General features: G+C 49.6%; 12 protein-coding genes. 4 read left to right on the top strand and 8 right to left on the bottom strand.

Features of this window, described 5'->3' with window-relative positions:
• Positions 1 to 4 precede the first annotated feature (4 nt).
• The 6 genes from accD to fabB form a co-directional block, all read right to left on the bottom strand.
• Positions 5 to 877, bottom strand: a complete 873-nt coding sequence (gene accD / locus R3187_RS10585; protein WP_318966949.1) for an acetyl-CoA carboxylase, carboxyltransferase subunit beta — start codon at positions 875 to 877, stop codon at positions 5 to 7.
• A 142-nt stretch (positions 878 to 1,019) separates the two neighbouring features.
• On the bottom strand, positions 1,020 to 1,799 hold the full coding sequence (truA, locus tag R3187_RS10590) for a tRNA pseudouridine(38-40) synthase TruA (protein ID WP_318966951.1): 780 nt from the start codon (positions 1,797 to 1,799) through the stop codon (positions 1,020 to 1,022).
• Positions 1,800 to 1,883: 84 nt separating this feature from the next.
• On the bottom strand, positions 1,884 to 4,616 hold the full coding sequence (locus R3187_RS10595) for a FimV/HubP family polar landmark protein (protein WP_318966953.1): 2,733 nt from the start codon (positions 4,614 to 4,616) through the stop codon (positions 1,884 to 1,886).
• Positions 4,617 to 4,842: 226 nt separating this feature from the next.
• Entirely contained in the window at positions 4,843 to 5,862 is a 1,020-nt protein-coding gene (locus R3187_RS10600; RefSeq protein ID WP_318966955.1) for an aspartate-semialdehyde dehydrogenase, read from the bottom strand.
• Between the two features lie 14 nt (positions 5,863 to 5,876).
• Entirely contained in the window at positions 5,877 to 6,989 is a 1,113-nt protein-coding gene (locus R3187_RS10605) for a 4-phosphoerythronate dehydrogenase (protein WP_318966957.1), read from the bottom strand.
• Between the two features lie 202 nt (positions 6,990 to 7,191).
• Positions 7,192 to 8,406 (bottom strand): beta-ketoacyl-ACP synthase I, encoded by a 1,215-nt coding sequence (gene fabB / locus R3187_RS10610; protein WP_318966959.1) that lies wholly within the window; start codon positions 8,404 to 8,406, stop codon positions 7,192 to 7,194.
• A 165-nt stretch (positions 8,407 to 8,571) separates the two neighbouring features.
• Between fabB and mnmC the strand changes: the two genes are divergently transcribed.
• Both mnmC and R3187_RS10620 read left to right on the top strand, forming a co-directional pair.
• Positions 8,572 to 10,500, top strand: a complete 1,929-nt coding sequence (mnmC, locus tag R3187_RS10615; RefSeq protein ID WP_318966961.1) for a bifunctional tRNA (5-methylaminomethyl-2-thiouridine)(34)-methyltransferase MnmD/FAD-dependent 5-carboxymethylaminomethyl-2-thiouridine(34) oxidoreductase MnmC — start codon at positions 8,572 to 8,574, stop codon at positions 10,498 to 10,500.
• Between the two features lie 129 nt (positions 10,501 to 10,629).
• Positions 10,630 to 10,959, top strand: a complete 330-nt coding sequence (locus R3187_RS10620; RefSeq protein ID WP_318966963.1) for a hypothetical protein — start codon at positions 10,630 to 10,632, stop codon at positions 10,957 to 10,959.
• 30 nt (positions 10,960 to 10,989) lie between these two features.
• On the opposite strand, the gene R3187_RS10625 is transcribed toward R3187_RS10620, so the two are convergent.
• Positions 10,990 to 11,874 (bottom strand): flagellar protein MotY, encoded by an 885-nt coding sequence (locus R3187_RS10625; RefSeq protein WP_318966965.1) that lies wholly within the window; start codon positions 11,872 to 11,874, stop codon positions 10,990 to 10,992.
• Between the two features lie 168 nt (positions 11,875 to 12,042).
• On the opposite strand from R3187_RS10625, the gene rnt reads away from it, so the two are divergent.
• A complete protein-coding gene (rnt, locus tag R3187_RS10630) occupies positions 12,043 to 12,708 on the top strand; it encodes a ribonuclease T (protein WP_318966967.1) in 666 nt (221 codons plus the stop codon).
• A gap of 77 nt (positions 12,709 to 12,785) precedes the next feature.
• On the opposite strand, the gene R3187_RS10635 is transcribed toward rnt, so the two are convergent.
• The gene (locus tag R3187_RS10635; protein ID WP_318966969.1) at positions 12,786 to 13,136 is read right to left on the bottom strand and encodes a Grx4 family monothiol glutaredoxin; all 351 of its coding nucleotides are present in this window, start codon (positions 13,134 to 13,136) and stop codon (positions 12,786 to 12,788) included.
• 256 nt (positions 13,137 to 13,392) lie between these two features.
• Between R3187_RS10635 and sodB the strand changes: the two genes are divergently transcribed.
• Positions 13,393 to 13,977: a superoxide dismutase [Fe] gene (sodB, locus tag R3187_RS10640; RefSeq protein ID WP_318966971.1), complete on the top strand. Its 585-nt coding sequence runs from the start codon at positions 13,393 to 13,395 to the stop codon at positions 13,975 to 13,977.
• The last annotated feature ends 27 nt before the right edge of the window (positions 13,978 to 14,004 follow it).

The raw sequence follows: 14,004 nt of genomic DNA on the forward strand, positions 1-14,004 counted from the left end.
ATTCCTAAGCAGCGTCGTGCTCGGATACCGGCGCCGGCAGCTGCATAAACTTGGCAACAAGGCGGGCAATTGTATCGCGCATTTTCCGCCGGTCAACAATCATATCAATGGCACCATGCTCAAGCAAAAACTCACTACGCTGGAACCCTTCCGGTAATTTTTCCCGCACGGTCTGCTCAATAACCCGCGGTCCGGCAAAACCAATCAATGCTTTAGGTTCACCAATATTAATATCGCCCAGCATCGCTAAACTGGCTGAAACGCCGCCCATGGTCGGGTCGGTAAGCACAGAAATATAGGGTAAACCCTGCTCGCTCAGCTTTGCCAGCGCGGCAGAGGTTTTCGCCATCTGCATTAATGAGAACAGCGCTTCCTGCATCCGTGCACCACCACTGGCTGAAAAACAGACAAAAGGCACTTTATGGGTAAGCGCATACTCTACCCCGGCGACAAACTTGGCACCGACAACAGATGCCATTGAGCCCCCCATAAACTCAAATTCAAACGAGGCGGCAACCATTGGCATACCGTGCAAGGTACCGTGCATGACAATCATCGCGTCTTTTTCGTTAGTTTGCTTCTGGGCTGCCGTGATCCGATCCTTATACCGCTTGCTGTCTTTAAATTTCAGCAGATCCTGGGGTTCAAGCTCAGCGGCGAGTTCGGTGGTGGAATGGCTGTCAAAAAAGTGGCTCAGCCGGGTACGGGCATTTACCCGCATATGGTGATCACATTTCGGGCAAACGCCTAAGTTGCGATCCAGATCGGCTTTGTATAACACAGCGTCACAGGCGCTGCATTTGGTCCAGACTCCCTCGGGAATATTACGGCGCGCCGAGGTGGAGGTTCTGGGCAGGATTTTTTCTAACCAACTCATAATGCATTCCTATCAACAGGTAACAGACGTTAGACCTAAGAGTAGACAAAATACGTCAAAAAACGCCGAAATAAAACTAAACGGGCGCTATTAAAGCATAAACAGCGGCATACAGAATATAAAAAACTGGTCTTAGCAGCCATTATAAGAATAATGGGCCCGGTGCAGCTGCAGGGATTGCATAGTGTTCCGGGTAGTCAACGGCAACCAGATAAAGGCCGCCAGGTTTTGCTGTGGCCGCTGCCAGATTGCGGTTGCGGCTTTGCAATAACTCACCAAGCCAACCGACAGGTTTTCGCCCCATACCAATTTCCAGCAAACTGCCGGTAATATTGCGTACCATATGATGTAAAAAAGCATTGGCTTTAATATCTAAAACCAGATAGTCGCCTACCCGGCTTAACTGCAGATGGTGAATATTACGAAAAGGCGTTTTTGACTGGCACTGCACAGCCCGGAACGCACTAAAATCATGTTCACCAATTAAGGCAGGTGCTGCCTGCTGCATCAGGCTGATATCCAGCTGCTGATGATAATGACTAAGCCCAGAGCGTAATATCGCCGGCCGGTATTTCTGATTACAGATAATGTAGCGATAGCGGCGGGCAGTGGCACTAAAGCGGGCATGAAAGTCGTCCGCTACCGGTTTAGCCCAGCGAACCGCAATTTGATCAGGCAACTGGCTGTTAGTTCCCATGATCCAGGCTTTCTCATCGCGCAAGGCGTCAGTATCAAAATGGACAACCTGACCCGTTGCATGCACACCTGCATCGGTGCGGCCGGCACAAAAAACTTCCACCGGACTGTTTGCCACTGTCGCCAGCGCTGTCTCCAACTCCTGTTGCACACTGTTTACCTCTCGCTGGCGCTGCCAGCCAAAGAAACCAGTGCCGTCATACTCAATACCTAAAGCTACTCGCATGGGGTGCCCTCTGAAAAACTGCGATGATTATACCGCAGAGCACTCCCGATAGCAGCCCGGCAATAGCCTGACTGGTTCAACAATTTATTGCGCTTTTTGCTGCAGCGCTTTAGCTTCGGTTTTTACATGCTCAGGGGCGTCAGAATCAAGCACCTCAGCAATAATCTGACTGGCACTTTCCAGGTCATCAATCTCAATGTACGCCCGCACCAGATCAAGCTTTGCCGCAAAACCATTATCTTCAGCATCAACATCCTGTGGATTGTCATTGCCAATAACATCTGCAAATTCATCCAGACCGACATCAACGTTCAGCTGTTCAAACCTGCCGTCATCTTCCTGTATCTGTTCGCTGCTGGCGAGTAAATTATCAATCTCAACAAAATCAGCATCAGATAAGGCAATAGTATCTTCATCTTCCAGCGCCGGACTAAACACCGCATCAACATCCAGACTTAACTCTTCGCTGTCACTGGCGGTGGTCTGGGCCATCGCTTCAAGCTCAGTCAACAGATTATCAAACTGGCTATCGTCTAGTTTCGCCAAACCTTGATCTGCGTCTGTATCGGCCGCTGCAATATCGACACTGACCGAATCTTCATCGGGCACCAGATGCTCACCGTTAAAATCTTCGTCACTCAGCTCAAGCTCCGGGTAACTCTCCAGCATTTTGCTGGGATTCTCCACAGATAACGCAGCTTCCGACGGTTTGGTTACTGAGTCATCCTCGTGATGTTGTAAGTCAGGGCCTTCGCTATCCACCGTAATATAGGTATCGTCAGCAAGCTCATCCGCAGTTTCATCCGCTTCAAACGGCGTATCTGAATTTATCTGCTCATCAGTGTTGGATTCGGCAAGCCCGGGGTCTACCGCTTCAACCTGTTGCAGCAGTTCATCAAGTTCTGCGCTCAGTAACTCCGATGCCTGGTCGTCTTCAATAGAGTCAGCCCCTTTTACCTGTTCGCCTCCTTCCAATGCCAACGCTTCAGCAAATGCATCAAGCTCGGTGCGATCAAAGCTTTCGTCTTCCACCATATTGGCAATCTGGCTGTCGGTTAACTCCTCGCTGTCAGTGCTAACATACTCACTGATTAACTGCTCACTGCTGTTGTCAGTCTCGACCAGGATCTGTTCAGCATCGCTTTCGTCTGGCACCAGTGCATCTTCAGATTGAACGTCGTCTGGCCCGGGCTGCTGTTCCACCGCAGAAAATGATACCTTGTCTTCAGGCTCATCCGGCACATCCAGCTCAATTTCTTCAAGTAAATCATCGTCTGCAATATCTTCGGCAACAACATCAGTGTCATCCAGCTGATACTCTGCTGTTTCCTGCGGTTGTGCCAGCTCTGTCAACTCGCTGTGGTTATCCTGCTCAGACGCATCTTCATCCAGATCTATTATTTCCTCATCTGTTTCAGTGCTGGCGCCGGCCTGCGCTGCGTCATCAGTAAGATCATGTTCGGTATCAATAGTAAACTGTTCGTTATCTGCTGAAGCCAGATCCAGATCATCGTCATCCAGCGAAATAATGGCGTCGTCATCATCTTCGGCTGACAGCAACGCATTCAAATCGCTGTCTGACAGAATATTATTCGCATCAAACTCAGTTTTGGCCGCATCATCCGCTAATTCTGGGGTTGCCAGCACATCGTCCAGCAAATCGTTATCTGCTGCCGGGCCGCTGCCGCCATTTGCCAGTAAGCTGTCATCGTCCAGCAAAATATCATCGTCCAGCAGCGCGTCATCATCCAGCAACTTATCATCGCTAAAGTCAGGCAGGCTATCGTCCAGTATTTCAGTTCCGGCAAAATCGCCACTATCAGCAAACGTATCATCCAGCAGGCTTTCATCTATATCGAACAAACCGCTGTCGTCCAGATCATTGTTGTCATCAAGCGGCGGCAAAGGTGATTTATAGTCAGCCGGCGGCGCTGCTGCACTATTGGCCGCCTCTACAGCGGCTTCGGTTTGCTGGCCACGTCGTTTTAGCAAAACCACCACCCCAAGCAGCATTAATAGTGCTGGAATTGACGCAGCCAGCACCCATACCAGCGGATTATTAAGAAAAGCAGCGCTCTGCTCCTGTTCAGCAGCCAGGGTCTGAGCGGCTTCTGCTGCTTTTTGCTCCTGCGCTTTTTGCGCCGCAAGAATATCGGCTTGCTGCTGCAACACGGTATTTAACTGTTGCTGTAAAGTGCTGTCTTCGCCCAATTGTTGCTGCAGTGCCAGCAACTCGGTTTGAACCTGGGACAAGGTGGCTTTCAGTTGGTTATTTTCTCTGGCTATTGCTTCAATCATCAGCAATGAATTACCAAACTGATCTTTTAACTCAGTAAGCTCCTGCAATTGTTCGGCGGACACAGCAGGTGTTGCAATCTGCTGGTTGCCGCGTTGTGTTGCAGTGGCCTGACTGGCCGCTTTAGTTCGCGCTGCCCAGGCCTTATCATCAGAGTCCGATTTAGCGCGGGCAATAGCATTGTCAATTGCCCTGATCTCTTGCAGATTAGGCAACTGCAAGGTTGAACCCGGACGCAAATGGTTAAGATTGCCATCAATAAACGAATCCGGATTCTTCAGATAAATGGCATACATCACCTGATAGGTACTGACATCTGCCGTTGCCGGCTTGACCTGCTCCGCAATGCGCCACAGGGTATCAGTTCCGCTAAGTGGCCCCAACTGGCGCTGCATCAGGGCGGTATCAGTACTCTTTGGCCCCCGTAAAGGCGTAGATACCGGTTCATCGGCCAGCGCAACGCCCGCCAGCAGCGTCGAGAAATTGACAAACAACAATAAAGACAACAGACGAAGTGGCATTACCTTTCCTTACCCGGGAAACTAAAGCTGATTTATGCTTTTTTACAGCATAAAGGTATCAATATGAAAAAACATGCAAACACTGTTCCAATATTGGAAGAGCAAAAACTAGCAAGCAGTGGCCAGCAAAATATAAAACAGTAACGGCGTTGTTACCAGCATAAACCTAAACCAGAAAAAAGGCTCCCGCAGGAGCCTTCTTTTACAGCTGGTTACAAAAAGAATATTACAGGTAATCGCGAATAAGATGTTCAGCAATCTGAATGCTGTTTGTCGCAGCGCCTTTTCGAATATTGTCAGCCACCACCCACAGGTTCAGACCATTTTCATGCGAAATATCCTGACGAACCCGACCAACAAATACCTCATCCTTGCCGGTTGCACTGCAAACCTGGGTCGGGAAATCGGCGTTGTCGTCTAACAGGACAACCCCTGGCGCATCTGCTAACAGCGCCTTGGCCTGTTCAACAGTAATCGGCATGCGGGTTTCAATATGAACAGCTTCTGCATGGCCATAAAACACCGGCACTCTTACCGCAGTGGCATTTACTGCAATGCTGCTGTCAGCAAAAATTTTCTGGGTTTCCCAGTGCATCTTCATTTCTTCTTTGGTGTAGCCGTTATCCAGGAATACATCAATTTGCGGAATTACATTAAAAGCGATTTGGCGGGCAAACTGACCTTCACCTTCCAGCGGCCGGCCATTCATTAACTGTACCGTTTCCTGCGCCAGCGCATCCAGCGCTTCCTGGCCGGCACCACTTACCGACTGATAGGTTGCAACGTTAATCCGGCTTATTCCCACTGCATCATAAATCGGCTTTAAAGCCACTAACATCTGAATAGTAGAACAATTCGGGTTAGCAATAATGTTGCGATTGCGAAAATCGGCGATAGCCGAGGCATTCACTTCCGGCACCACTAACGGAATATCGGCCTCATAGCGATAGTGTGATGTGTTATCAATCACCACGCAGCCCGCATCGGCCGCTTTGGGGGCATACATTGCAGAAACACTGCCACCTGCTGAGAATAAGCCGATTTGCGCCTGACTCCAGTCAAAGCTATCCGCATCCAGTACTGTTATTTTTTTACCTTTAAAGGTCACCGTACCACCGGCAGAGCGACTACTTGCCAGCGGAAACAGCTGCGCCACCGGAAAATCTCGTTGCTCCAGAATTTCAATCAAATGCTGCCCAACCAAACCCGTTGCGCCTAAAATTGCTACATTATATTGCGATGCCATGCCTGAACCTCTTTTTACTGACTTGTAAAGCCTAACTGCGCCATCCAGTGCGGTATCTTACTGCCCATAAGCTGTACCGAACTGAATTCTCGTCGCGGCGGATAAGACTTTCGCAGCCAGTCAAACCCTTCTCGCTGGATATGAAAACGGAATAACGCATCATCCCGCCGCACATCATATAACATTCGCGCCAGATTTTGGACATCTGGAAGCCCAAAATTATCAGATATCTGTACTTTTTCCACTGCGGGTACTGGCAGTAGTCCGCTAAGCTGGCGCTGCGGAGCCTGATTAAGCTGCTGACAAAGCCGCTGATACAGCATTGCAGTGCCCCGGGCTTTCCCTTCAATGCTATGGCCGGCAATATGCGCGGTTGCAATATCCAGATATGGCAGCAACTCGTGCAGTATGTCCGGTTCCTGCTCCCAGACATCCAACACCACCGGTCTGGGTTGTGTTTTCAGCGTCTGCAACAATGCCTGATTGTCGAAAACGGCGCCGCGGGATGCGTTAATCAGCGCACAACCCGGTTTTAACAGGGCCAGGCTTGCTGCATTGATTAAATGCCAGCTGGGCGCCGGGCCGGTTGCCACCATGGGAGTATGAAAACTGATGATATCGGCTTGCCGACATAACTCAGTAAAATCGGTGTGATTAAAATCAGGTTCGACCGCAGCACGGGGCGGATCACACAACAACACCTTAATATTCAGTGCCGCGGCAGCTTCAGCCAACCGTTGGCCGATATGCCCTACCCCGACAATACCAAGGATTTTGCTGCTCAGATGCCACTGGTATTTTTCGGCCAGATGCCAGATGGCACTTAACACATACTCCACAACTGACTGGGCATTGCAGCCCGGCGCTGAACTAAAGCTGATATTACGCGCCGCCAGATAAGCCTGGTCAATGTGATCCATTCCTATGGTCGCCGTGCCGACAAACTGTAATCCTTTATTTTCTGCCAGTAATGCCTGATTAACCTGAGTCACCGAACGGACCAGCAGCACGTCAGCATCAGCAAGGTCAGCGGCACTGACCCTGCGACCGTTGAACAGGGTTACCGGCCCCAAATGGCCAAAAAAGTCGGCGACCAGCGGCATATTTTCATCAGCGTATATTTTCATCAGCTTATACTTTCATCCCTCGGTATTTTTTGTTTCAGCCTTATCATTCGGCAGTTATCGCACCACTGGCGCAGTCTAGCAAAAAAACAAAAAGCCAGACGGTATTTCGTCTGGCTTTTTCAGCATACTATATTCAGCACCGCGTATTCAGCACCGCATATTCACCACAGCATATTCAACATCGTCTGCTACTTAACTTACTTCAGGCGCGATAACGTTGCATCACTAAGGTTGCATTAGTGCCACCAAAGCCGAAACTGTTCGACATAATAGTATTCAAGGTTGCCGGTTTCGTTTCGGTAACAATATTAAGCCCTGCTGCCGCTTCATCCAGCTTACTGATATTGATTGAAGGTGCAATAAAGTCATGCTTCATCATTAGCAGCGAATAAATGGCTTCGTGAACACCGGCAGCACCAAGCGCGTGGCCTGTCATTGCTTTGGTAGCGCTGATTGCCGGCGATTTCCCGGCGAAAACCTGCTGAATCGCCGCCAGCTCTTTAACGTCGCCTACCGGGGTGCTGGTACCATGAGTATTGACATAGTCAACCGGCGCAGAGACGCCCTGCATCGCCATTTCCATACAGCGCACCGCGCCTTCACCGCTTGGCGCAACCATATCATAGCCGTCAGATGTTGCGCCATAACCCACTACTTCAGCATAAATCGTGGCGCCACGAGCCAGGGCATGCTCCAGTTCTTCGACCACAACAATACCGCCACCGCCACTGATCACAAAACCATCACGTTCTGCATCATAGGTGCGGGATGCCAGTTCCGGTGTTTCATTATAGCGGCTGGATAAGGCGCCCATCGCATCAAATTCCATTGCCAGCGTCCAGTGCACTTCTTCACCACCACCAGCGAAAACTACATCCTGCTTACCAAGCTGAATAAGTTCAACAGCGTGGCCAATACAGTGGGCACTGGTCGCACAGGCTGAGCTGATAGAATAGTTAACGCCTTTAATCTTAAAAGGCGTAGCAAGACAGGCTGAACAGGTGCTCGACATGGTCTTTGGCACCGCATAAGGTCCAACCCGCTTCACGCCTTTTTCACGCAGGGTGTCGGCCGCTTCGATCTGCGTCTTGGACGATGCGCCACCTGAGCCTACTACCAGGCCAACCCGCGGATCGGAAATTTGCTCAGCGCTTAACCCTGCATCAGTCATCGCTTCCTGCATGGCAATATAAGCGTAGGCAGCGGCATCACCCATAAAGCGCATAGCTTTGCGATCAATGTGCTCAGCCGGGTTCATTTTAATATTGCCCCACACCTGCGAGCGTAATCCAAATTCAACAAACTCTTCTGAAGCAGTAATACCTGAGCGGCCTGCCTTTAACGATTCCAGCACTTCTGCCTGGTTATTGCCAATACTTGAAACAATACCTATACCAGTGATAACGGCTCTTTTCATGCTTACTCCCATGTCTGCCTGGCGGCAGCGAAATTAATTTGGTTGCGGCTATTGTACGGACTTTGCAGTCAAAACTGGTCAGCTTTCAGCGTACAGCTGTACTCTTTTTTAATTTTGCGTCAGCTTGAGGTAAACTACAAGCCGATTTTCCTGCCGGACACCAAGATGCAATCGCTGAAACACGCCAATATTCACTTTAACCAACAGGGTACCCCTGTTGCTACTGATTTTGACGACATTTATTTTTCAAATGACGGTGGTCTGGCAGAAACGGAATATGTTTTTTTACAACAAAATGGCTTGCCAGAGCGCTGGCAACACACCAGCACAACGTTTTTCCATATTATAGAAACCGGTTTTGGCACCGGTGCAAATTTTTTACTAAGCTGGCAACGTTTCCGCCAATTTCGCCAGCAGCAACCTGGAGCAGCCTGTCGCACATTATATTTTTCCAGCTTTGAAAAATACCCTCTCAGTCAGGCAGATCTTAGCACAGCACTGCAAACCCATACTGAGCTTAGCGGATTGTGCGAGCAATTACTCGCGCAATACCCGCCGGCAATCCCCGGCTGTCACCGACTGGTTTTTGATAACGGCACTGTTGTGCTTGATTTATGGCTGGGTGATGTCAATGAACTACTGCCGCAATTAGCTGAGAATAATCAGGCCGATGCATTCTTTCTGGATGGTTTTGCTCCCGGAAAGAACCCGGATATGTGGCAACAAAGTTTGTTTGCTCAGATGGCCCGGCTTAGTCACAACCAGACAACAGTCGCCACCTTTACCTGTGCAGGCCTGGTGAAGCGCGGCCTGCAGCAAAGCGGCTTTGCCATAAAGAAAGTCAAAGGCTTTGGCCGCAAACGGGAAATGCTGACTGCTACCTGTCTCCCCGAAACGGCCCCTGCCGCTGTGCCAGAACACCGCGCTCAGGACGAGCATTACAAAGTGTGCATTATCGGCGGTGGTATCGCCTCAGTTTGTCTGGCATTGCAGTTAGTCGAAAAAGGTGTGAGCACTGAGCTGATTTGTGCAGACGCTGATTTGGCACAAGGCGCTTCTCATAATCTGCAGGGGGCAGTTTACCCAAACCTGCACCCTGCCCCTTCGCTTGCCAGCCTGTTGCATTGTCAGGCTTTTTACTTTGCCCGCCATTTTTATCAGCAATGCTCTGCTAAAGGGTTGTCATTCGCTATGCAGTGGTGTGGGGTATTGCATCTGGCAACTAATCCGGCGTTAGCAGAGCGTCAGCACAAACTGGCAGCACTGGCAAACTGGCCACCAGAGCTGGTTTATCCGGTAACGGCGGAGCAGGCATCAAACCTGGCCGGGGTCGCGCTTAGTCATGGCGGCATTTTTTTGCCGCAAGCCGGCTGGTTAAGCCCTCAGCAGTTTTGCCAGGCGGCGCTGACACATTTACTGCAATCAGGATGCTTCCGGGTGCGGTTTAACAGCAAGGTCAGTGCGCTAACCCCGGCCACTGTCGAAGCCAATAACACGGAGCCTGCAGCAGGGTGGCAACTTCAGTTTGCTGACAACTCCGCTGCCATCAGGTACAAAGATGTAGTACTGGCCAATGGCGCCGATATCACCAACTTTACCGTCAGCCAGCACTTACCGGTTAACCGGGTTCGTGGTCAGGTTAGTCATGTTACCAGTAGCGGTATGCAGCCACTTAATACGGTAATTTGTCATAAAGGCTATATTACGCCTGCGCTCGGCGCGACTCATGCAGTAGGTGCAACCTTTGATCGTAACGCCGCCACGGCATTTATTGCCGAAGCTGACAATGCCGAAAATCTAGAGCTGGTGAACAGCCAGTTGCGACAACCGGCCTGGTTTGCAGATGCGAAAGTCACTGCTGCGCGAGCCGCTTTTCGGGCCACCGTGCCCGATCATCTGCCTTTACTGGGCAAAATTGCTGATTATAACAATTTGTATGCTTTTGGCGGGCTGGGCGCGCGCGGTATCTTGCTGGCACCATTGCTGGCTGAAACCCTGGCATGCCAGCTTACTCAACAGCCACTGCCACTCAGCACCTTATATATGACAAGCCTGGCAGCAGATCGTTTTAATCAAAAAGCTGCAAAGGACTGAAAAATAGCTAATATCAGTCGTTCAGCCGGGTAAGAATTATTGATAACGACAAGCGGTTATTGCTGGTCAAACTCTGCTGAAGTTTGCTATGGTTATGCCGTACTATCGCGCTGCTCAAAAGGAAATATAATGCGTTCTTCAGCTTTGTTACTGGTATCCAGTCTGTTTGCCGCTGTCACTTTCAGCGTAAATGCCGACAGTTTTTATCAGGTTCCGCTAACGGCCGACGCCCGTGAATTCGCCAGGCTGGAAAATAAACTGCCCGCAGTGCTGAGTTATTTCAGCCGGCAGTCAGTTGCACAGTTGCAGGATTTCTATCGCCAGCAGCTTGGAGAGCCCGACAACAGTAGTGTAGTGGATGGCCGTTTAAATCTGTATTACCGGGTAAACCAGCAACAGGTCAGAATTCTGATCTCTGAACAAAATGACTGGCGTCAGATTGATATTATGGTGCAGTAGTTACTGCACATGCCAGCTGCAGTGCTGCCACTAGGGTCTGGCCATTTGTAACACCACCCGCCGGTTGGTAGCCCGACCCAGACTGGTTTGATTTGACGCCACATGGCGTCGCTCACCATAGCCCTCTACCTGCACTTTTTCATTGGCGATCCCTGCTGCTGCTAAAAACTGCTTTATTGCTTCAGCCCGCTTTACCGATAACTGCTCATTCATCCAGCGCCCACCATAGCTATCGGTATACCCTTGCAGCTCTATAGCCTCAATCTGCGGATCATGCTGCAAATACTCAGCAATCTGCTTCAGCCGTCGCTCTGATTCTCTGGTCAGCTGATCACTACCCGATTCATAACTCAGTACCGTAAAGGCGATATCTTCAAAGCTGTAGGGCAGCAGAGCGGCAACGCATTCCGTAAAAGCCTGATAACCTGGTGGAAACTGCACAGGATTGAGTTTAGCGGCAACATGATCATAGGGGCTATGCCAGTCTGCAAAATAAAAGGTCGGACTGAACCCCTGCTCTAACTCAGTCAGCAACGTCCAGGCGGTTTTTTTCGGCAATTCGCCATTAAACTGCTTTAACAATGCCATGCTGGCCAGGTTTTTCCCGGGCTCGCCCGCACGCCACGCCGGTGGCATCGACATCACCTCAGCCAGACTGTACGCATCCGGCAGCCTGAGCATCTTCAGTTCAAAATTGAGATTAAGCGCTTTGCTGGCTTTGCTTTGGAAAACGGCATTACCAAAATTCGGAATAGTGTGCTCCAACTGGCAGAGTAGCGGGGTTTTCTCTGTCAGCTGCCACGCTGACTGCTCAATACTGGCAGAATATTGACGCAATTGCTGAGACACCGCATAGCTGTTACCACTTGCCAGCGCGCAGGCTAACGATATGAATACTAAAGCATAATTATGCATTTACTTTACCCTGTCACAAAATTACAACGTTTTCAGCCCGGCTTAAGCGTTGCTGCCTGGTTCGGCGAGTCAGACTACTGCAGATTAATAAGCAAACACTGTGCCGAATGCAAGACGCTAGCAATTTTTTTTGGCATAATGCGCTCTGATTTGGTTAATGGTTGGCTTATGACAGATAAAACCTCCCTGCTCGCTCAACGGTTTCGTGGCTACTATCCTGTGGTTATCGACGTCGAAACCGCAGGCTTTAATGCTCAGACGGATGCCTTACTGGAAATTGCGGTAAATCTGCTGCAAATGGATGACGATGGCAAGCTGATGCCAGGTGAGACGCTGCATTTCCATGTTGAGCCCTTTGCAGGAGCCAATCTGGATGCCAGTTCGCTGGCCTTTAATGGCATTGACCCTTTTAACCCGCTGCGTGGTGCAGTTTCTGAGCGGGAGGCGTTAACTGAAATTTGTAAAGCAGTACGCAAGGCGCAAAAAGCTGCCGGTTGCCAGCGTACCGTTATTGTCGCGCACAACTCTGCTTTTGATCAGGGTTTTGTCAATGCAGCGATAGCCCGAACCAACTATAAGCGCTCGCCGTTCCATGCCTTTGTGTCTTTTGATACCACCAGCCTGGCAGCATTAGCGTTAGGCCAGACAGTGCTCGCCAAAGCCTGCCAGCAGGCCGGCATTGCCTTTGACAGTAAAGAAGCGCACAGCGCCTTGTATGACACTGAACGTACTGCAGAGTTATTCTGCTTTATTGTCAATAAGTGGCAGCAACTTGGCGGCTGGCCGCTGGCTGTAGCTGAAGATGACGAAGAACACGAAGAACACGAAGACTAAATTTGCACTTCAAATAAAAACAGGGAGCATGGCTCCCTGTTTTTTTAACGCTCGTTAGGCCACCAGCAGATTATCACTTATTCCGTGTCTGCCGGCGCGTCAGAGCTGGCCGTTTTTGCTGCAGTTTCCTTGATGATAGGTTGCAACTCGCCGCGCTGAAACATTTCCAGAATAATATCGCAGCCACCGATTAATTCGCCATCAACCCATAACTGAGGAAAAGTCGGCCAGTTCGCGTATTTGGGTAACTCTGCGCGAATATCCGGATGCTGCAGAATATCGACAAAGGCGAACTGTTCGCCACAGGCGATTAGCGCCTGCGAGGCCTGCGCAGAAAAACCGCAACTGGGAAATTTAGGCGAGCCTTTCATAAATAACAATATAGGGTTTTCAGCAATTTGCTGTTTAATTTTATCCAACGTCTCCATTTTCACCTCGACAGAAACTTAATGATTTGAATCATTTTACGCTTATCTTTCGCTACCGCCACTTGAGTTCACAAAAAAAAACCCAATATCTGCTTTACTATCATAATAATGACTTAAAATAATCGCTGGCTGACGTAACAAACCGGCGCAGCTTGCTAAGCGTAAAAACTGACATAGTCTAAAACTTGAGTAATTTAGTCAGGTTTTGTAGTCTACGCGATGCAGACATCTTTAACAACGATAACGGAGCACAACAATGGCCTTTGAATTACCAGCATTACCTTATCCAAAAGACGCTTTAGCCCCGCATATTTCAGAAGAAACCCTGGAATACCATTATGGCAAGCACCACAATACTTACGTTGAAAAACTGAACGGTTTAGTAAAAGACACACCAAATGCCAGCAAATCTCTGGAAGAAATTATCCGCAGTTCGGACGGTGGCTTATTTAACAACGCTGCGCAGGTCTGGAACCACACTTTTTACTGGCACTGCTTATCACCTAATGGTGGCGGTGAGCCGACTGGCGCGCTGGCCGACGCAATTAATGCTAAATGGGGTTCATTTGCTGAATTCCAAAAAGCACTGAATGACAAGGCAGTAAACAACTTTGGTTCAAGCTGGACCTGGTTAGTTAAAAAAGCCGATGGCAGTCTGGATATCGTCAATACCAGCAATGCCGCAACACCAATCCAGGATGCAGCTGTTACCCCAATCCTTACTGTAGATTTATGGGAACATGCCTACTATATTGATTATCGTAACGCCCGTCCTAAATATCTCGAGGCCTTCTGGGCCCTGGTAAACTGGCAGTTTGCTGCTGATAATTTCGCTAAGTAATTGCTATAGCTGAAACTTGCTTAATTG

This window comes from Arsukibacterium sp., from assembly GCF_033721375.1.
In the GTDB taxonomy this organism is placed as follows: domain Bacteria; phylum Pseudomonadota; class Gammaproteobacteria; order Enterobacterales; family Alteromonadaceae; genus Alishewanella.

Excerpts from the sequence above, each read along its gene's own strand:
- accD (WP_318966949.1), bottom strand. The coding sequence starts at position 877 with ATGAGTTGGTTAGAAAAAATCCTGCCCAGAACCTCCACCTCGGCGCGC.
- truA (WP_318966951.1), bottom strand. The coding sequence starts at position 1,799 with ATGCGAGTAGCTTTAGGTATTGAGTATGACGGCACTGGTTTCTTTGGC.
- R3187_RS10595 (WP_318966953.1), bottom strand. The coding sequence starts at position 4,616 with ATGCCACTTCGTCTGTTGTCTTTATTGTTGTTTGTCAATTTCTCGACG.
- R3187_RS10600 (WP_318966955.1), bottom strand. The coding sequence starts at position 5,862 with ATGGCATCGCAATATAATGTAGCAATTTTAGGCGCAACGGGTTTGGTT.
- R3187_RS10605 (WP_318966957.1), bottom strand. The coding sequence starts at position 6,989 with ATGAAAATATACGCTGATGAAAATATGCCGCTGGTCGCCGACTTTTTT.
- fabB (WP_318966959.1), bottom strand. The coding sequence starts at position 8,406 with ATGAAAAGAGCCGTTATCACTGGTATAGGTATTGTTTCAAGTATTGGC.
- mnmC (WP_318966961.1), top strand. The coding sequence starts at position 8,572 with ATGCAATCGCTGAAACACGCCAATATTCACTTTAACCAACAGGGTACC.
- R3187_RS10620 (WP_318966963.1), top strand. The coding sequence starts at position 10,630 with ATGCGTTCTTCAGCTTTGTTACTGGTATCCAGTCTGTTTGCCGCTGTC.
- R3187_RS10625 (WP_318966965.1), bottom strand. The coding sequence starts at position 11,874 with ATGCATAATTATGCTTTAGTATTCATATCGTTAGCCTGCGCGCTGGCA.
- rnt (WP_318966967.1), top strand. The coding sequence starts at position 12,043 with ATGACAGATAAAACCTCCCTGCTCGCTCAACGGTTTCGTGGCTACTAT.
- R3187_RS10635 (WP_318966969.1), bottom strand. The coding sequence starts at position 13,136 with ATGGAGACGTTGGATAAAATTAAACAGCAAATTGCTGAAAACCCTATA.
- sodB (WP_318966971.1), top strand. The coding sequence starts at position 13,393 with ATGGCCTTTGAATTACCAGCATTACCTTATCCAAAAGACGCTTTAGCC.